Here is a 17,402-nt window from a genome sequence, read left to right as displayed (position 1 = left end):
GGGGCCGCCTCCCGGCGCCCTGAAATAGACTCCCGCGCATGCTGCGCGTACTGGCCGTCGACGACGAGGCGCCGGCCCTCGGGGAACTCCTCTACCTGCTGCGGGCCGACCCGCGGGTCCGCGCCGCCGAGGGCGCCGGCGACGCCACCGAGGCGCTGCGCAGGATCGGGCGCGCCCTGGAGAGCGGGCCCGACGGCGACGACGGCATCGACGTCGTCTTCCTCGACATCCACATGCCGGGCCTGAGCGGACTCGACCTCGCCCGGCTGCTGGGCGGCTTCGCCGACCCCCCGCTCATCGTCTTCGTCACCGCCCACGAGGGCTTCGCCGTCCAGGCCTTCGACCTGGAGGCCGTCGACTACGTGCTCAAGCCCGTGCGCCGCGAACGCCTCGCCGAGGCCGTCCGCCGCGTCCACGACGTGGTGCACGCCACCGCGCAGGCACCCGCGCCCGAGCAGATCCCGGTCGAACTCGGCGGCGTCACGCGCTTCGTGTCCGTCGACGACATCGCGTACGTCGAGGCGCACGGCGACTACGCCCGACTGCACACCGACCACGGCAGCCACCTGGTCCGCATCCCGCTGTCCGCGCTCGAAGAGCGGTGGGCCGCCCGCGGTTTCGTCCGCATCCACCGCAGCCACCTGGTGGCCCTCGGCCGGATCGACGAACTGCGCCTCGACGGCGGCGCGACCTCCGTCCGCGTCGGCAGCGCCGAGCTCGCCGTCTCCCGCCGGCACGCCCGCGACCTGCGGGACCTCCTCATGCGCCGGGCCGGCGGCTGAGCCGTCGGCGGCCCCGGCGACCCCTGTACGCCCCCGACCGCTTCCGCTTACACTCCACGGGCCCACCAGACCGTGAGGGAGCGGACGCCGATGTCCGAGCACCACCCTCCCCCGGCCCCCGGCCGGGGGGAGCCCCCGCGCCGGCCCCGGCGCGAGACCGTCACGCACGCCTCGGCCACGGGCGGCGGATCCGTGCCCCGCCCCCGTCCTCATCACCCGCCCGCCCGCTCGGAGATCAGCGAACAGACCACCCTGGGCCACACCTATGTGCGCTCCCTGATGCGCAGCCAGCTGCGCGCCGCCCTGACCGGACTCGGGGCGCTCCTCCTGCTCGTGGGCTCCCTGCCGCTGCTGCTCGCGCTGCCCGCGCCCGAGGCCGTCGTGTGGGCGGTGCTCGGTGTCGGCGTCCACCCGGTGGTCTGGGGCATCGCCCACTGGTACGTCCGGCGCGCCGAGCGGAACGAGCGCGACTTCACCGGCCTCGTCGAGCGGTGACCCCGGGCCCATGAACCACGGTTACGCGGTGGCCGCCGTCACCGCCGTCGTCCTCGCCACGGTCCTCATCGGCGGACTCGGCCTGCGGATATCCCGTACCACCTCGGACTTCTACGTGGCCTCCCGCACGGTCGGCCCGCGCCTCAACGCCGCCGCGATCAGCGGCGAGTACCTCTCGGCCGCCTCCTTCCTCGGCATCGCCGGGCTCGTCCTCGTCCAGGGCCCCGACATGCTCTGGTACCCGGTCGGCTACACCGCCGGCTATCTCGTGCTGCTGCTCCTGGTCGCCGCGCCGCTACGCCGCTCCGGCGCGTACACCCTCTCCGACTTCGCCGAGGCCCGGCTGGAGTCCCCGGAGGTCCGCCGGATCGCCAGCCTCTTCGTCGTCGGCATCGGCTGGCTCTACCTGCTGCCGCAGCTCCAGGGCGCCGGGCTCACCCTGGAGATCCTCACCGGCGCCCCGGACTGGCTGGGCGGGCTCGTCGTCGCGCTGGTCGTCACCGGCATCGTCGCGGCCGGCGGCATGCGCAGCATCACCTTCGTACAGGCCTTCCAGTACTGGCTCAAGCTCACCGCGCTGCTGGTCCCCGCGTTCTTCCTGGTCGCCGCCTGGCACGGGGACGGCGCCCCGCGCGCCCGGTTCGACGCCCCGGCCGTCTTCCGGGACCACACGGCCGTCCGGGTCGCCGACACGGTGCGGATCGACGTCGGCGCCCCCCTGACGCTCACCGTGACCGGGAGCGTGGACGAGCGGGCGTACGACGGGGCCACGGTCACCCTGCGCCCCGGCACGCACCAGATCGGTGAGGGCACCCGGCTCGCCTTCCCCGCGGGCGAGCCGGTGCCCGCCCGCGCCTCGAACGGGGCCGATCCCCTCGGCTGGTCGCAGCCCCTCGCAGGGGGCCGGGACGGGCACCAGCTCTACGCCACCTACGGGCTGATCCTCGCCACCTTCCTCGGCACCATGGGGCTGCCGCACGTCGCCGTCCGCTTCTACACGAGCCCCCACGGCCGTGCGGCCCGCCGCACCACCCTGGTCGTCCTCGGCCTGGTCGGCGTCTTCTATCTGCTGCCGCCGCTGTACGGGGCCCTGGGCCGGATCTACGCCCCGGAACTCGCCCTGACGGGGGCGGCCGACGCCGCCGTGCTCGTGCTGCCGGAACGCCTGCTCGGCGGGGTCCTCGGCCACCTCCTCGGGGCGCTCCTCGCCGGCGGGGCCTTCGCCGCCTTCCTGTCGACCGCCTCCGGGCTCACCATGTCGGTCGCCGGGGTCCTCACCCAGGACGTGCTGCCCTCCCGGGGCGTCCGCCACTTCCGGCTCGCGACCCTGCTGGCCACCGCCGTCCCGCTGACGGCGGGGACCGTCGCCTCCAAGGTGCCGGTCGCCGACGCCGTCGGCCTCGCCTTCGCGGTGTCGGCCTCCTCCTTCTGCCCGCTGCTCGTGCTCGGCATCTGGTGGCGCCGGCTCACCCCGCCCGGCGCCATCGCCGGGCTGCTGCTCGGAGGCGGCTCCGCGCTCACCGCCGTCATGGTCACCCGGGCCGGGCTGCCGCCCGGGGGCTGGCCGCACACCCTGCTGGCCTGGCCCGCCGTGTGGTCGGTGCCGCTCGGCTTCCTCAGCATGGTCCTGGTGTCCCTCGCGACCCCGCGCAGCGTCCCGGCCGGGGCGCCGGGGATCCTGGCCCGGCTGCATCTGCCGGAGGAGTTCAGCGGGCGGCCCGAGGTCCAGGCCCGGGGGGCCGAGCGGTGAGCGGCATCGTGGCGGCGGCGGCGGTCGCCGTCGGAGCCGTGCTCCTGGCGGCCGGGTTCGTGCTCGGCCGGACCACCGCGGGGCGCGGGCGCCGGGCGGCCGACCTCGACCTCGGCACCCCCGTCGAGCGGGCCACCTTCCACACGCTGCACACCGCCTCCCTCGCCGCGCCGCCGCTGCGCGCCGGGCTCACCGAGGAGACCGCGGGCAGGGCGGCCGGCCGGCTGCGCTCCCTGCTCGGCACCGAGGCGCTGTGCCTCACCGACCGGGCCGGCGTCCTCGCCTGGGACGGTCCGGGCGAGGGGCACCACCGCGAGGCGGTGACGGAACTCGTCGCGGAGACCCTGGCCTCGGGCCGCAGCCGTTCCGCCCACACCGGCTGTCCGGGCGCCTGCGCCGCCCCCGAGTGCCCGCTGGGCTGGGCGGTGGTCGCCCCGCTGACCGGCGAGGACGGGGTGCTCGGCGCGCTCGTCGCCTACGGCTCGCGCGAGTCGGCGGTGCTGGTGCGGGCGGCGACGGAGGTCGCCCGCTGGGTGTCCGTGCAGCTCGAACTGGCGGAGCTGGACCGCTCCAGGACCCGGATCGTCGAAGCCGAGATACGGGCCCTGCGCGCCCAGATCTCGCCGCACTTCATCTTCAACTCCCTGGCCGCCATCGCCTCGTTCGTCCGCACCGACCCGGAGCGGGCCCGCGACCTGCTCCTGGAGTTCGCGGACTTCACCCGCTACTCGTTCCGGCGGCACGGCGAGTTCGCCCAGCTCGCCGACGAGCTGCGCGCCATCGAGCAGTACCTGGCCCTCGCCGGGGCCCGTTTCGGGGACCGGCTCCAGGTGACGCTACGGATCGCGCCCGAAGTGCTGCCGGTGACGCTGCCGTTCCTCTGCCTGCAGCCGCTCGTGGAGAACGCGGTCAAGCACGGCCTGGAGGACTCCGCCGAGGGCTGCCGGGTCGTCATCGCGGCCCGTGACGCGGGCCCCGAGGCCGTCGTCACCATCGAGGACGACGGCGTCGGCATGGACCCGGAGCTGCTCCGCGCGGTCCTGCGGGGCGAGCGCCCCTCGGACTCGGGCGTGGGCCTCTGCAACGTCGACGAGCGGCTCCGGCAGGTCTACGGGGCCGAGCACGGCCTGGTCATCGAGACGGGTGTCGGCGCGGGCATGAAGGTGACCGTACGGATCCCGAAGTACCGTCCGGGCGTGCACCCGACGGCCTGACGGGCCCGGCGTTCAGCAGAGCTGCAGTGCCAGGTGACTCAGCGCGACCCCGACCTGCCAGGCCGGCAGCCACACCTGGCGGTCCTCGTCGACGCCGGTGAGGCCGGCGAGCTCGGCCAGGTCGGCGGCGCGCAGCTCGGTGGCCCGCAGCCGCCGCCAGGTGTCCCGGGCCAGCGCGAGGTCCGGTTCCGGGAGGCCCGGGGCCGGTGCGCCCAGCCGTTCGCCGACCCAGGCGGACCAGGGGTGGTCGTGGGCGGTCCGGCGGAGCCAGCCGTCCGGGTCCGCGCCGGACAGCAGGACCGTGAGGGACAGGGTGCGTACCCCGGCCCGGAACTCCAGCGAGCCGGGCGCGACGAGCCCGCTGGTCCGCAACACGTCGTCGGCCACGTACTCGGCGCACAGCCAGTCCATCGGGACGGCGAGCCCGCCTCCGCCGGCGCCGTTCGTGCTTTCGGGCAGCACCGTTTCCACCTTCTCCCGGACGTCACAGAACGAGCCCCCCGGTGACGAGCCTCCTCCCAGAAGGGCGCGCGCGGGGCGCGTTTCCTCAACTCCCCCGAGTGGTTTCGGACACGGCCCCCGCCACATCGGTGCAGGTGAGAGCCGTGTGACGAGGGTGAAGCCGGAGGTGGGAGAGGATCAGCCGAGGAGTGCGTAGACCGCCGTCGCGTGCGCCGCGGGCTGGTCCGTGCCCTCGGCGGTCATCGTGATGTCCGCGAACGCCATCCGCTTGCCGGCCTTCGTCAGCCGCGCCCGCACCAGGACGTCCGTGCCGAGCACGGCGCGCTGGAAGTTGATCGACTGCTGGACCGTGGTCATCGGGACGAAGCCGCCGCGGGCGGCGGACACCGCGATGACCGTCGCGGTGTCGGCGGCCGCCATGAGCGCCTGTCCGGAGAGCCCGCCGCCCTCGCGGGCGAGCCGGTCGGACCAGGGGAGCCGCAGGACGGCCTCGTGACCGTCGACGGAGGCGACGGAGAGCCCCAGGTCGAGCACCCAGGGGGCGAAGTTGTCGGCGAGGATCTTTTCGGCGGCGATGAGAGTCAGCGTCACGAGCGTCATTGTGGGGCGCCGGCCGTGGGCCCGGCAACGCCCGTGCGGTGCCGGGGACGGTAGCCGGGGAGCCGGTGGCCGAGCTGCCGCAGCGCGTAGTGCGAACGGGACTTGACGGTGCCGGCCGGGATCCCGAGGTCGGCGGCGGCCTCGTTGACGGTCAGGCCGCGGAAGTAGAGCCGGACGAGGACCGCGCGGTGCTCCGGACTCAGCCCCCGGACGGCCGCCCGGACGTCGAGCGCCGCGTCGGCCGCCTCGGTGGTGTCGGCGGGGTCGGCGGCGTAGGCCAGCATTCCGTCGCCGATCTCGGTGGGCCGCGACAGCCGGGAGCGGCGTGCGTCGATGGCGAGCCGCCGGGCCACGGTGAACAGCCAGGGGCGCATGGAGTCGTAGGGGGAGTCGAAGGCCTCGGGGTGGAGCCAGGCGCGGAGCAGGGTCTCCTGGACCAGGTCCTCGGCCCGCTGCCGGTCGCCCTGGGTGAGCCCGAGGAGGAAGGTGAGCAGGGCCTGGCCGTGCTCGCGCTGGAGTTCCTTCAGGGCCCGCTCGTCGGCGGTCGCCCTCGGTGCCGTCGGTGCCGTCGTCATGGTTCCGCATCCGAACGCATCCGCTCGACGACGGCCAGGGAACGGACGGCGGTCTGCGACGAACGGTCGCACCGCGCGGTGAGTGGTGCGGCGAACGGTTGCCAGGGAAGCGCTTCGTCCGATTCGGCGGGGTTTCCGTGAGATGCGGCAATGACCCTTGACTGGCGCTTATCTCCCCTGTGGATTCGCATGAACAGATGTTCATCCTATGAATCGGCGGAGAGTGGCAGATGACCCCACGCACCAGACCCGGCGCGGCGGCCCTCGCCGTCGTCCTGCTCGCCGCGGCCACCGGCTGCACCCTCGCCGGACGTGCTGCCGGCCCTTCGGCCGCCACCCCCGGCCGGAGCGGCGGCGCGGAGCGCCCCGCGGCCCCCGGGGGCCCGACCGCACCGGTCCCCTTCACCCTCGTGGCCTCCGGCGACGTGCTGCCGCACGACTCGGTCATCCGGCAGGCAGCAGCCGACGCGGGCGGCGCGGGCCACGACTTCCGTCCCATGCTCTCCGGCGTCAGGTCCGTCGTGTCCCGCGCCGATCTGGCCATCTGCCACATGGAGACCGTCTACGGCAAGGCCGGCGGCCCCTACGCGGGCTACCCGGCCTTCACGTCGCCGCCGGAGGTCGCCGCCGCGCTCAAGGAGACCGGCTACGACTCCTGCTCCACCGCCTCCAACCACACCCTCGACGACGGGGCCGGCGGCCTGCGCCGCACCCTCGACGCGCTCGACCGGGCGGGGGTCCGGCACGCGGGTTCGGCCCGCAGCGCCGAGGAGGCGGCCCGGCCCACCCTTCTCCGGGCCGGCGCCGCGACCGTCGCCCAGCTCGCCTACACCTACGGCACCAACGGCTACCCGCTGCCCGAGGGGCAGCCCTGGGCCGTCAACCTGATCGACGAGCGGCGCATCCTCGCCGACGCCCGGGCGGCCCGGAAGGCCGGTGCCGACGTCGTGGTCGTCTCCCTGCACTGGGGCACCGAGTGGCAGACCGCCCCGGACCGGCGCCAGCTCACCCTCGGGCGCTCGCTCACCGCCGCGCGCAGCGGGAACCGCCCGGACATCGACCTGATCATCGGCACCCACGCCCATGTGCCGCAGGCCTACGAGAAGGTCAACGGCACCTGGATCGTCTACGGCATGGGCGACCAGATCGCCGGGGAGATGGTCAACCACGAGGGCGCCCACGACCCCCGCGGCAACCAGGGCACCCTCGCCCGCTTCACCTTCGCCCCGCCCCGGGGGCCCGGCGGACGCTGGACGGTCTCCCGGGCCGAGTTCGTGCCCCAGCTCTTCGACACCGCCCGCGGCCGGGTGGTGAACCTCAACGAGGCGATCGGGAAGGGCGAGGCGCACTACACCGCGACCCGTGACGCCGTCCGCGAGGCCGTCCTGGGTCGGGGCGCCGCCCGCGACGGCCTGGTGATGGGGGAGTAGCCCCCCGGGGCCGGGAGGGCGGGGCTCACGGCACCACGGTGACGGACCGCCCCCCCCCGGGCCGGGGGAGAGAGGGCTCACGGCACCACGGTGACGGGCCAGCGGCCCGCCTTGACCAGGCGCACCGCGACCGAGCCCACGAACCGGTGCCCCGCCGACTCCGACGCCCCCACCACCACCGCGTCCGCCTTCAGCTCGTCGGCGGCCGAGACCAGGCCCGCGTAGGCGTCGCCGCGGAAGGTGTGGAACTCCCAGCGCACCCGGAAGATCTCCTTCACCCGCTCGGCCGCCTCCCGGATCTCGGCCACCAGGCCCTCCGCGATCTCCTCCGTCGTGCCGGCGACCGGGGCGCCGAGCGAGACGCCCGCCGCCATCACGGGCTGTACGTAGACGAGGGCCAGCAAGGCGTTCTGCCGGCGCGCCAGGCCCGCCGCGTACGCCGCCGCACGCAGCGAGGAGGCGGAGCCGTCGACCCCGGCGACGATCACCTTCGGGCCGTCCGTGCCCCGTTCGAATCCACTCACCCTTCGAGGCTATCGGCTCATCAGGTGCTTTCGGACGGGTGGGCGGTGTCGCTGCGCGGACGGCGCCGTCCTCCGTACGAACCATTGGTCATGAAAAAGGATGAGACGACCACAGGGCGGCGGTCGCTGCTGCGCCTCGCCGCCGCCCTCGGCGCCACCGCCGCGGTCGGGGTCTTCGCCACGGACCGCCTCACCGGCCCCGACGGCACCCCCGAGGCCGCACCCGGCGCCGAACCCCCGGCGCGCCCGTCCGCACGGCCAACTCCCGGCGCGGCGGGACCCCAGCCCCAGGCCGCCCGGCTGCGCCCGGCCGCCTACCGGCTGCAGCCCATGACCGGCTACGCGCCACCCGCCTTCCGCAGGGCGGTCACCCCGGTCAGGACCCGGCCCTTCCTCCACCTGACCGGCGTCGGACGCTCGATGGTGCTCACCTTCGACGACGGGCCCGACCCCCGCTACACCCCGGAGATCCTCGCCACCCTCCGGCGCCACGACTGCCGCGCGATGTTCTTCGTGTGCGGCGAGATGGCGGTCGACAACCAGGACCTGCTCAAGGAGATGGCCGACGACGGACACGTCGTCGGCAACCACTCCTGGTCCCATCCGCTCGTCCCCAAGCTGCGCCCCTCCCGCATCCGCCACGAACTCGGCGCCACGAGCGAGGTCATCGAACGGGCCCTGGGCGCCGCGCCGCTGTGGTACCGGGCCCCCTACGGGGCCTGGAACAGGCTCTCGTTCGAGATCGGCGCGGAGCTCGGCATGGAGCCGCTGGCGTGGACCGTCGACACCCTGGACTGGCAGGAGCCGCCCGCGGACCGCATCGTCCGCCGGGTCCTGGACGGGGCCGGACCCGGCGTCGTCGTCCTCAACCACGACGCCGGCGGCAACCGCTCGCACAGCGTCGCCGCGCTCAAGCGCTATCTGCCCGAACTCCTCGACGCGGGCTACAGCATCACCGTCCCGCGCCGCTGAACGGACGGCCGCGCCCGCACGGCCCATGGACCGCCGGGCGCGGCGCCCGGCCCGAACGCCCCGGGGCCCCGGCACCGGTGACGGTGCCGGGGCCCCGGTGTGCCGGGCTCAGGTCCTACCGGGAGCCCACCATCCGCGCGTAGACGACCACGTTGCCGTCGTAGCCGTGCGCCCGGGAGTAGCCGCCGCCGCAGGTGATCACCCGCAGTTCGGGCTCGCCGGTGTCGGCGTAGACCTGCACCGGGAAGTCGTTCTTCGCGTAGACGTCGACCCCGTAGATCTCGAAGACGGCCACCCGGCCGTCGTAGCGCTCGACCTCGATGTGCTGACCGCGCTGCAGGGAGCCCAGGCCGTAGAAGACCGCGGGTCCGGCCAGGTTGTCCACGTGGCCCACGACCACCGAGGTGCCCCGCATGCCCGGTGCGATGCCGTTCTGGTACCAGCCGGCGAGGTTGGTGTCCTCGGCGGGCGGGGCGGCGATCCACCCGTTGGCGTCCAGACCGACGTCGATGACGGGAGCGGCCACCCGGAGAGCCGGGATCCTGATCCGTGAGGCCGGGGCGAAGGGCAGCGGCTCCACGCCGAAGCCGGGCGTGGCGGCCGGGGCGGCCGGGCGGGTCACCGGGCGGGCCGCCGCGGTGGGCTGGGGCGGTCCGGACTCGAAGCCGACCCCGTTGCGCATTATGGCCACCCCGGAGAGCATGACGAGGGCCAGGGCGCCCCAGGGTTGGCGTCTCCTGGCGGCTTCGAGGAAGCTGAAGTCCTTGGGGCTCATGGTTCTCCCGGGCTCATGGTTCTCCCTTGGTACGTCACGGGAACGGTAAGGGCGCCGGGGGAAACCGGCGATCGGAGCGGGGCGAACGGGTGGCGGCCACCGCGGCGCCCCGTGCCCGGGCCGCGAACGGACGCCGCGAGCCCGCCGGAGCGGCGCCGGGGGACGGTGTCGCGGGCGTCCGGGTGATGACCCGTCCGAGTAATCGTCAGATCATCGTTCTGATGTCGTGTGACCTGCGGATCCGTCAGACCGGGACCCCCGTTCGGCCGACGCCGGGCCTCACCGAGGTGGCCCATTGCCGAAATGCGCGCTCCGTCGGCACTTGTGATGGTTCGTCATGGAAGGCGTACTCGTCGATACTCCCGGAGCACCGCTTTGGGGCGCCTTCAGTGGAGGTTCAACCATGCGTGCTGTACGCACTCTGGCGGTGACGGCGACCGCGTTCGCGGCGCTCGGGCTCGCGGCCCCCCTCGCCACCGCCACCTCTGGGCCCAGCAGCGTGACGGCCGACTCCTTCCAGGCCCCCGGGGGCGGTGACAACTCCAACGGCGTCACCGTATCCCCGTTCGCGGTCCACCCGGGGTCGATCCTCACGATCACCGTCAGGGGGTGCGCCGGGGGCACGGTCACGTCCAGTGCCTTCGCCACCACCACCCTCTCCGCCGCCAACAACGGCGTGTCCACGGCCACCGCCCGCATCTTCAACAACGCCACGCCCGGCCAGTACCAGCTGACCGTCCAGTGCAACAACGGACGCACGCTCACCCAGTCCTTCCGCGTGCTGCCCGGCCAGGGCGCACAGGGCGGTCTGGGCGGCTCGCTCGCGCCGAGCTCCGCGGAGATGGCGGTCGGCGGTTCCCTCGTCGCCGCGGCCGCGCTGGGCGGGGGCATGTTCATCGTCCGCCGTCGCCGGACGGCCCGCGCCGGGGTCTGACCGGTCGAACCTCCCGGTGGACCCGCAACGCCCGTCGCCCCCGGACCCTCCTCAGGGTCCGGGGGCGACGGGCGTCCGGGGCGGATCCCGGCCGTCGCGGATCGGGCCGGGGTGCGGCGGCCCCGTCAGTGCCGCCGCCCCGAGGCGGACCTGCGGCGGATCACCAGGGCCAGACCGCCCGCCGCGGCGAGCGCCATGGCCCCGCCGGCCGCCATCGTCCAGCCGTTCGTCGGGTCGACCGAGCCGCCGAGACCGCCGGCGACACCGCGCGGGGTCGCGGGGCGGAGCGTGGAGAGCGCCGTGGGAGTGGCGGTCGCGCCACCGGTGATGGTCAGGTCGACGGTGCTCTGCATGCCGCCCGTGCAGTTGAAGGACACCGTGTAGACGGCGCCGCGCTTGGCGTCGATGTCCACCGTGGCCGTGGCCGCGGAGCCGGGCGCGATCGTGACGGTGTCGAAGATGCCCGCCGAGGCCGTCGCGGTGCTCGCGCAGCCCGGGGCGCTGAGGGTGACCCGGCCGCCGGGGGCGACGAACGCGGGGGAGACGACGAAGTCGCCCACTTGCCTGGCTCCGGGCGCCCGGGGGTTGGGCGCCGGCGCGCCGTCGACGGCGACGGCGTGGGGGGCGGCCAGGGCGAGGGTGGCCGCCCCCAGCAGAGCGGTGGACGCGGCACGTATCGCGCGCATGGTGAATCCTCCGGTCTCCGAGGAGCAGCTGCGGAAGGTTTTTCCACGAATGGCATGAGATGCACCTCGATGCCGGCAACGCTAGGAGCCCACTACCACAGCCGCGATCCCAGACGTGCGAATGGGGCACCGATGTCCCCCGCCCGGCCCAGCAACCGGTCCCCGGTCAGCCCATGAGCTGCGGGAACAGATCGGTGAACGGCGCGGCGGTGGCCGAGATGCCGCGGCCGAACGGTGCGTCGAAGTCCCAGATGAGGAAGAGCAGGAAGGCGATGAGCGCGCTGAAGAGGCCGGCGAGCAGCACCTCCCTGCCGGTGCGCCGGATCTGCAGGGTGAAGATGAGGCCCACCGTCACCAGGGCGCCGATGATGAGGCCGAACCACACCACGCCCGGCATCGTCGCGCCCGCGTTCTGTCCCCGGGAACCCCGCGCGTCGTCGGCGACCGCGACCTGGTCCACGAGCGGCTGGTAGGCCTGGCCCTCGAAGTCGTTGGCGGGCTGGTAGTCGGTCACGCTGCGGCGGACCTTCTCCAGGAGCTCCGTGCCCGTGTCGCTCAGCTCGCTGTGGTCCGACATGTACGGAAACTCGTCGTGGACGACGTAGCTGACGTACGCGTCGACGTCGGACCGGATCCGGTCCCGTACGGCGGGCGGGTAGACCTCGGCGCGGGCGGAGATCTCGTGCAGGGCCTGCGCCTCCTGGCGCACGGTCTCCTGGGCGGCGCTGCGTGCCTCCCAGACGCCGGCGATCGCGAGGCCGAGCACGATGGCGTACACCACGCCGATCATCATCGTCATGTACTCGATGACGTCGGGGGTCTCACTGGGGTCGTCGTCCTCGGGGAGCCTTCGGTGGTTGATGACGACGATGGTCAGGACGACGGCGCAGGCGGCGGCCATCGCGATGGACAGGACGAGCCATTCGGACAAGGTTTCCTCCGTCGGCCGAGCCGGGGCCCGGCGGGATCGAGCGCTCGGCGGTGACGAGCGGTCAGCGGGAACGGGGGCGCAGGATCGCGGTCGCGAGCACCGCGGGGGCGGTGATGAGCAAGGTGGTGCTGAGGACGTTCGGGGCGCTCTTCGGTTCGACCCGGGCCGTGCGCCGGTAGTGCGGCAGGGCGACCGGCGAGGGGGCCGGCGGGCGCGGCCGCAGGGTCGGCGAAGGGGACGGCGGCGGGGGCGGAGGGGGCGGCGGGGCCGCCTCGGGCGTCCGTGGCGCCGGTCGCGGACGCGCGGGCACCGGGGCCGGGGCGGGCTTCGGCGGGGGAGCGGGCCGGGTGGCCGGCGGCTTCGGCTTCGGCGGCGGCGGTGGGGGCGGCGTCGGCTTCGGTGTCGGCTTCGGCGGCGGTGTGGGCTCCGGCGTCGGTGTCGGCGTGCACGTGGGCTGCGGCGAGTGGGTGGGGTGGGGATGGTGCGTCGGGTGCGGGGGATGGGACGGGTGAGGAGGGTGCGAGGGGTGCGGCGGATGCCCGGGGCAGGACCCCGGCCCCGTGGACACGACCGAGACGCTCGAACCGTCCGGACCGGTCGCGGCGTAGGCACACGCGTCGGCGCCCGCGGGCGCCGGGGCGCTGAGGAGCCACACCAGGGCACCGGCCGCGAGCGGCCGCGCGAGGCGCGATCTGTGCAGAGGTGACAGAGACACGCCTCGCAGCATGATCATATGGACCGATCCGGCGGGCCGGAACGGCTCGGGATTCCCCGGATGGTGGGGATCTCGGGTCTCACGGGTTTGACGTTTCACGGCGTTCTGTCGTCTCACGCGTACCCAACGCACCCAACGGCCCGGCCGTTGCGGCCGATTCGGGAGGAATGCGCGATCGGCGGCTCGGTCGGACCGCTCGTGCGGAGAACTGGCCGGTTGTCGCCCTCCGTTGGTCCGCCCGCGGCGGCGTTCCGGGCTTCTGGGCTGTGCGGGAGGGGTTTCCGGAATCCGTGCGTCCATATGCACGTGAATTTGCACGACCTGAAGGCGTGAACTCTTCCTTACCCGGCGCACGTGCCAATGGCGTGTGACCAAGAACGGATCGCGAATTTCCGTTTCCACTCGCTCTCCAGGCGGGCGATCAGTAGCCTCAGCTCGAACGTATGCTGCGAACACATGGCCGCATCCATGGCGACTTGATGGAGACTTTGATGGAGCGTCCCGCCTGGGCCCCGCCGGGCATCGATATCTCGGTGCCGAGCGTGTCCCGTATGTACGACTTCTATCTGGGCGGCTCGCACAATTTCGAAGTGGACCGGGAGGCGGCACGCAAGGCCATGGAGTTCCTGCCGGGACTCCCCAAGATCATGCAGGCGAACCGTGCCTTCATGCGCCGCGCCGTCCGGTACGCCGTCGCCAGCGGCGTCACGCAGTTCCTCGACATCGGTTCGGGGATCCCGACCTTCGGCAACGTCCACGAGGTCGCCCAGGCCGCGAGCGACTCGGCCCGGGTGGTCTACGTCGACCACGACCCGGTCGCCGTCGCCCACAGCCGGGCCGTGCTCGACGGGGTCCCGCGTTCCGCCGTGGTCGCCGCGGACCTGCGCAAGCCCCGCGAGATCCTGCGCAGCCCCGAGGTCGGCGAACTGCTCGACCTGGACCGCCCGGTGGCCCTGCTGCTCGTCGCCGTCCTGCACTTCCTGGAGGACGAGGACGAGCCCGGCGCCGCCGTCGCCGAACTCCTCGACGCGCTCGCTCCCGGCAGCCTCCTCGTCCTCACCCACGCCTCCTACGAGGGCATCCCTGCCACGCACGAGCAGACCGGCGGGGTCGTGGACGTCTACCGCGACATCCGCAACCCGCTGGTGATGCGCAGCCACGAGGAGGTCGGACGCTTCTTCGCCGGCACCGAGCTCGTCGAGCCCGGACTCGTCCCGATGCCGCTGTGGCGGCCGGACAGCCCGGACGAGGAGGAGGATCCCTTCGCCTTCTCCGGGTTCGCAGGGGTGGGGCGCAAGGCGTGAAGCTGCCGTCCCAGCCGACCCGTGCCGCGGCCGAAGCCGACGGGCCGGAGGACCGACTCAGACGGTTCGTGACCATCTGGAGTCGCGCCGTCTTCCCGGTCACCGCCACCTCGATGACCCGTCAGGAGTTCGAGCGGCACCTGCTGCCGCCCGCCCGGGAGCTGTCCGAGGCCCTGCACGCGCGGCCCTTCGACACCGCGCCCGCCCACCGCGTCGGCCAGGCCCTGGTTGCCGCCCACTGCACCGACCCCGACGCGCTCGCCCGCAGCCTCGGCGTGGTCGACGCGTACCTGGTGCTCTACTGCGGCGACGAGCAGGACACCCCCGCCGAGGAGCTCCGGGCCCGCTGTGCCCGGCTGCAGCACGCCGTGGCCGCCGGCTTCGCCCAGGCCCTGCGCGAACGCACCCTGGTCGAGCAGGAGTCCATCGCCCACTCGGCGCTCTCCGCCCGCAGCGCCGCCGAACTCGCCCTGCACGCCACCGAGAGCCGCTTCCGCGCGGTCTTCGACGGCGCGGCGATCGGCATCGGCATCGCCGACCTCGACGGCAACGTCCTGGAGGTCAACGAGACCCTCACCCGCATGTTCGGCGGCCTGGAGCAGACCGTCCTCAGCCGCAACATCGTCGAGTGGTCCCACCCGGAGGACGGCCCGCACGTCTGGCGGCTCTACGACGAGCTGGTCCGCGGCGAGCGCGAGCACTACCGGGTCGAGAAGCCGTACTACCGCGCCGACGGCACCGTCCTGTGGACCAACCTGACCGTCTCGCTGCTGCGCGACGCCGCCGGCGCCCCGCAGTACCAGCTGGCGCTGATGGAGGACACCACCGAACGGCGGCTGCTCAACCTGCGGCTGCGGTACGAGGCCACCCACGACGCCCTCACCGGGCTGCCCAACCGGACGCTGTTCTTCGAACGCCTGGAGAAGACCCTCGGGCCGGCCGGCGACACCCGCTTCGGCCTGTGCTACCTCGACCTCGACGGCTTCAAGGTCATCAACGACAGCCTCGGGCACTCCACCGGCGACCGGCTGCTGGTCGAGGTCGCGGACCGGCTGCAGAGCTGTGTCACCGCGCCCGGCGAGATGGTCGCCCGGCTCGGCGGCGACGAGTTCGTCGCCCTCACCACCGGGCCCGGCACCGAGCGGAAGGTCGCCGAGCTGGCCGACCGGATGCTCGCCGTCCTGGCCTCCCCGATCAGCGTCGACGGGCGCGAGCTCACCGTCCGCGGCAGCGTCGGCGTCGTCGAGGGCCCGGCGGGGGAGCGGACCGCGGCCGAGGTGCTCCGCAGCGCGGACATCACCATGTACCGGGCCAAGTCCGCGGGCGGCAACCGCTTCGAGTACGCCGACGCGGAGGCCGACGCCCGGGCCATCACCCGGCACGGCCTCACCACCGCGCTGCCCGCGGCCCTGGAGCGCGGCGAGTTCTTCATCGAGTACCAGCCGCTGGTGCGGCTCGGGGACGGCAGTGTGCACGGCGCCGAGGCGCTGGTGCGCTGGTGCCACCCGCAGCACGGGGTGCTCGGCCCCGACCGCTTCATCCCGCTCGCCGAGAACACCGGCCTCATCGTGCCGCTGGGCCGCTGGGTGCTCCAGGAGGCGGTGCGCCAGGCCCGGTTCTGGCAGGACGAGGCCCCCGGGGGCCGCAAGGCCACCCGCCCGCTGCGCATCAACGTCAACCTGTCGCCGACCCAGCTGCACCACCCCGGTCTCGTCGCCGAGACCGTCGACGTCCTGGAGCGCTCCGGGCTCGAACCGGGCGCCCTGTGCCTGGAGGTGACGGAGTCGGCTCTGATCGGCGCCGACGACGACCTGCTCAAGCCGCTGCGGCAACTCGCCGAGATGGGCGTGGACATCGCGCTCGACGACTTCGGCACGGGCTACTCGAACCTGGCCAACCTGCGCCGGCTGCCGGTGAGCGTCCTCAAGCTGGACCGCTCCTTCACCCAGGGCATGCAGCAGCACCCGGCCGACCCGGTGGACCTGAAGATCGTGGAGGGCATCGTGCAGCTGGCCCACAGCCTGGAGCTGGCGGTCACCGTCGAGGGCGTGGAGACCGGGGCGCAGGCCCAGCAGCTGCGCGAGCTCGGCTGCGACACGGCCCAGGGCTGGTACTACGCCCGCCCCGGCGCCCCGGACCGGATCCACTCCCTGGTCCTGGTGGACGCGGTGTAACCACCGGGCACTCGCCACGCCGGGCCGCGCCCGTCCCCGGGGCGGGGCCCGCTCTCTCCGTGCGGGCACCCCCGGGGGAGGCGCGCCGCGGCCGGCGGCTTCCCGCCGGGGGGTCACCTGCGGTCGAGCAGGAGTTTCTGCAGCTCGCGGGCCGCCCTCGGCGGTGCCACGTCGCTGCGGTGGGCCAGCGCGATGGTCCGGCGCAGGCCCGGCGGCGCCAGTGCCGTGACGCGCAGGTCGCGGCCCGCCCGGGCGGCGACCATGGTGGGGACGACGGCCAGGCCGAGCCCCGCCCGTACGAAGCCGAGGACCGCGTCCATCTCGCCGCCCTCCACCGTGAAGGAGGGTTCGAAGCCCTCCGCCCGGCAGGCCGCCACGGTCAGCTCCCGCAGGTCGTAGCCGTGCCGGAACATCACCAGGGGCTGGTCGCGCAGGTCCGCGATGCGCACCGGCCGGCGCGGCGCGGGTGCGGACGCCGAGGACACCACCACCAGGTCCTCCGTCAGCAGCTCCACGGTGGTCAGTGCCGGCGACGGGGTCGGCAGCGGCAGCACCACGAGCGCCAGGTCGAGCGCGCCGCGCGCCAGCTCCCGGACGAGGTCGTGCGAACCGCCCTCCTCGATGAGCAGCTGGATCCCCGGATGCTGGTCGTGGAAGGCCCGCAGCACGTCGGGCAGCAGCCCCGTGCACAGGCTGGGCGTCGCGCCGAGCCGCACCCGGCCGCGCCGCAGCTGCACCAGCTCCTGCACCTCGTGCCGGGCGGTGTCGGTGTCGGCGAGGATCCGGCGGGCCAGCGGCAGCAGTGCCTCGCCCGCGTCGGTCAGGGTGATGTTGCCCCGCGCCCGGCTGAAGAGCTCCGCGCCCAGCTCCTGCTCCAGGGCCTTGATCTGCTGCGAGAGGGAGGGCTGCGAGACGTGCACCCGCTCGGCGGCCCGGGTGAAGTGGCGGGTCTCGGCGACGGCCACGAAGTAGAGGAGCTGCTGGAACTGCATGACACCACCCTACCCGCGGCCATAGCCGTCACCTATCGAGATGAGCCGATCCATGTCTTGGACCTCTCGGGCCCTTCGGCCCTACCG

Annotated in this window: 17 protein-coding genes; 9 read left to right on the top strand and 8 right to left on the bottom strand. The window is 74.0% G+C overall.

Going from position 1 to position 17,402, the window contains the following annotated elements; translation table 11 throughout:
* The first annotated feature begins 38 nt into the window (after nt 1-38).
* The 4 genes from ACGF1Z_RS03675 to ACGF1Z_RS03660 all read left to right on the top strand — a co-directional run bounded on the left by ACGF1Z_RS03675 (nt 39) and on the right by ACGF1Z_RS03660 (nt 4,241).
* Nucleotides 39-782 carry a LytR/AlgR family response regulator transcription factor gene (locus tag ACGF1Z_RS03675; protein ID WP_392999486.1) on the top strand — a complete coding sequence of 248 codons (744 nt, stop codon included), beginning with the start codon at nt 39-41 and terminating at the stop codon, nt 780-782.
* A 90-nt stretch (nt 783-872) separates the two neighbouring features.
* The gene (locus ACGF1Z_RS03670; RefSeq protein ID WP_392999484.1) at nt 873-1,277 is read left to right on the top strand and encodes a hypothetical protein; all 405 of its coding nucleotides are present in this window, start codon (nt 873-875) and stop codon (nt 1,275-1,277) included.
* Between the two features lie 10 nt (nt 1,278-1,287).
* Entirely contained in the window at nt 1,288-3,027 is a 1,740-nt protein-coding gene (locus ACGF1Z_RS03665) for a cation acetate symporter (RefSeq protein WP_392999483.1), read from the top strand.
* Entirely contained in the window at nt 3,024-4,241 is a 1,218-nt protein-coding gene (locus tag ACGF1Z_RS03660) for a histidine kinase (RefSeq protein WP_392999482.1), read from the top strand. The genes ACGF1Z_RS03665 and ACGF1Z_RS03660 overlap by 4 nt, the downstream gene beginning before the upstream one ends.
* Nucleotides 4,242-4,253: 12 nt before the next feature.
* Here the strand turns inward: ACGF1Z_RS03660 and ACGF1Z_RS03655 are convergent, their stop codons facing one another.
* The 3 genes from ACGF1Z_RS03655 to ACGF1Z_RS03645 form a co-directional block, all read right to left on the bottom strand.
* Nucleotides 4,254-4,703, bottom strand: a complete 450-nt coding sequence (locus ACGF1Z_RS03655; RefSeq protein WP_392999481.1) for a hypothetical protein — start codon at nt 4,701-4,703, stop codon at nt 4,254-4,256.
* Nucleotides 4,704-4,880: 177 nt separating this feature from the next.
* A complete protein-coding gene (locus tag ACGF1Z_RS03650) occupies nt 4,881-5,294 on the bottom strand; it encodes a PaaI family thioesterase (RefSeq protein WP_392999480.1) in 414 nt (137 codons plus the stop codon).
* A 5-nt stretch (nt 5,295-5,299) separates the two neighbouring features.
* The gene (locus tag ACGF1Z_RS03645; protein WP_392999479.1) at nt 5,300-5,878 is read right to left on the bottom strand and encodes a sigma-70 family RNA polymerase sigma factor; all 579 of its coding nucleotides are present in this window, start codon (nt 5,876-5,878) and stop codon (nt 5,300-5,302) included.
* Between the two features lie 230 nt (nt 5,879-6,108).
* Here ACGF1Z_RS03645 and ACGF1Z_RS03640 point away from each other — a divergent pair, with 230 nt between their 5' ends.
* Complete coding sequence (locus tag ACGF1Z_RS03640; protein ID WP_392999477.1) at nt 6,109-7,308, top strand: CapA family protein; 1,200 nt, start codon at nt 6,109-6,111, stop codon at nt 7,306-7,308.
* Nucleotides 7,309-7,385: 77 nt separating this feature from the next.
* Here ACGF1Z_RS03640 and ACGF1Z_RS03635 read toward each other — a convergent pair whose 3' ends face one another.
* Nucleotides 7,386-7,832 carry a universal stress protein gene (locus ACGF1Z_RS03635; protein ID WP_382478115.1) on the bottom strand — a complete coding sequence of 149 codons (447 nt, stop codon included), beginning with the start codon at nt 7,830-7,832 and terminating at the stop codon, nt 7,386-7,388.
* A gap of 90 nt (nt 7,833-7,922) precedes the next feature.
* Between ACGF1Z_RS03635 and ACGF1Z_RS03630 the strand changes: the two genes are divergently transcribed.
* Nucleotides 7,923-8,804, top strand: coding sequence for a polysaccharide deacetylase family protein (locus ACGF1Z_RS03630; RefSeq protein WP_392999475.1), 882 nt, complete (start codon nt 7,923-7,925; stop codon nt 8,802-8,804).
* A 115-nt stretch (nt 8,805-8,919) separates the two neighbouring features.
* Here the strand turns inward: ACGF1Z_RS03630 and ACGF1Z_RS03625 are convergent, their stop codons facing one another.
* Complete coding sequence (locus ACGF1Z_RS03625) at nt 8,920-9,579, bottom strand: class F sortase (protein WP_392999473.1); 660 nt, start codon at nt 9,577-9,579, stop codon at nt 8,920-8,922.
* A 403-nt stretch (nt 9,580-9,982) separates the two neighbouring features.
* Between ACGF1Z_RS03625 and ACGF1Z_RS03620 the strand changes: the two genes are divergently transcribed.
* On the top strand, nt 9,983-10,513 hold the full coding sequence (locus tag ACGF1Z_RS03620) for a hypothetical protein (protein WP_392999471.1): 531 nt from the start codon (nt 9,983-9,985) through the stop codon (nt 10,511-10,513).
* Between the two features lie 125 nt (nt 10,514-10,638).
* Here ACGF1Z_RS03620 and ACGF1Z_RS03615 read toward each other — a convergent pair whose 3' ends face one another.
* On the bottom strand, nt 10,639-11,199 hold the full coding sequence (locus ACGF1Z_RS03615) for a hypothetical protein (protein WP_392999469.1): 561 nt from the start codon (nt 11,197-11,199) through the stop codon (nt 10,639-10,641).
* A gap of 166 nt (nt 11,200-11,365) precedes the next feature.
* Nucleotides 11,366-12,130, bottom strand: coding sequence for a hypothetical protein (locus ACGF1Z_RS03610; protein WP_392999467.1), 765 nt, complete (start codon nt 12,128-12,130; stop codon nt 11,366-11,368).
* A gap of 1,206 nt (nt 12,131-13,336) precedes the next feature.
* On the opposite strand from ACGF1Z_RS03610, the gene ACGF1Z_RS03605 reads away from it, so the two are divergent.
* A complete protein-coding gene (locus ACGF1Z_RS03605; protein WP_392999465.1) occupies nt 13,337-14,149 on the top strand; it encodes an SAM-dependent methyltransferase in 813 nt (270 codons plus the stop codon).
* Nucleotides 14,146-16,323, top strand: coding sequence for a putative bifunctional diguanylate cyclase/phosphodiesterase (locus ACGF1Z_RS03600; protein ID WP_392999463.1), 2,178 nt, complete (start codon nt 14,146-14,148; stop codon nt 16,321-16,323). The genes ACGF1Z_RS03605 and ACGF1Z_RS03600 overlap by 4 nt, the downstream gene beginning before the upstream one ends.
* Nucleotides 16,324-16,436: 113 nt before the next feature.
* Here the strand turns inward: ACGF1Z_RS03600 and ACGF1Z_RS03595 are convergent, their stop codons facing one another.
* Nucleotides 16,437-17,315, bottom strand: coding sequence for a LysR family transcriptional regulator (locus ACGF1Z_RS03595; RefSeq protein ID WP_392999461.1), 879 nt, complete (start codon nt 17,313-17,315; stop codon nt 16,437-16,439).
* Between the last annotated feature and the right edge of the window lie 87 nt (nt 17,316-17,402).

Source organism: Streptomyces sp. NPDC048018 (genome assembly GCF_043202995.1).
Taxonomy (GTDB): Bacteria; Actinomycetota; Actinomycetes; order Streptomycetales; family Streptomycetaceae; genus Streptomyces.
This window is presented reverse-complemented; position numbering and strand designations above follow the sequence as displayed.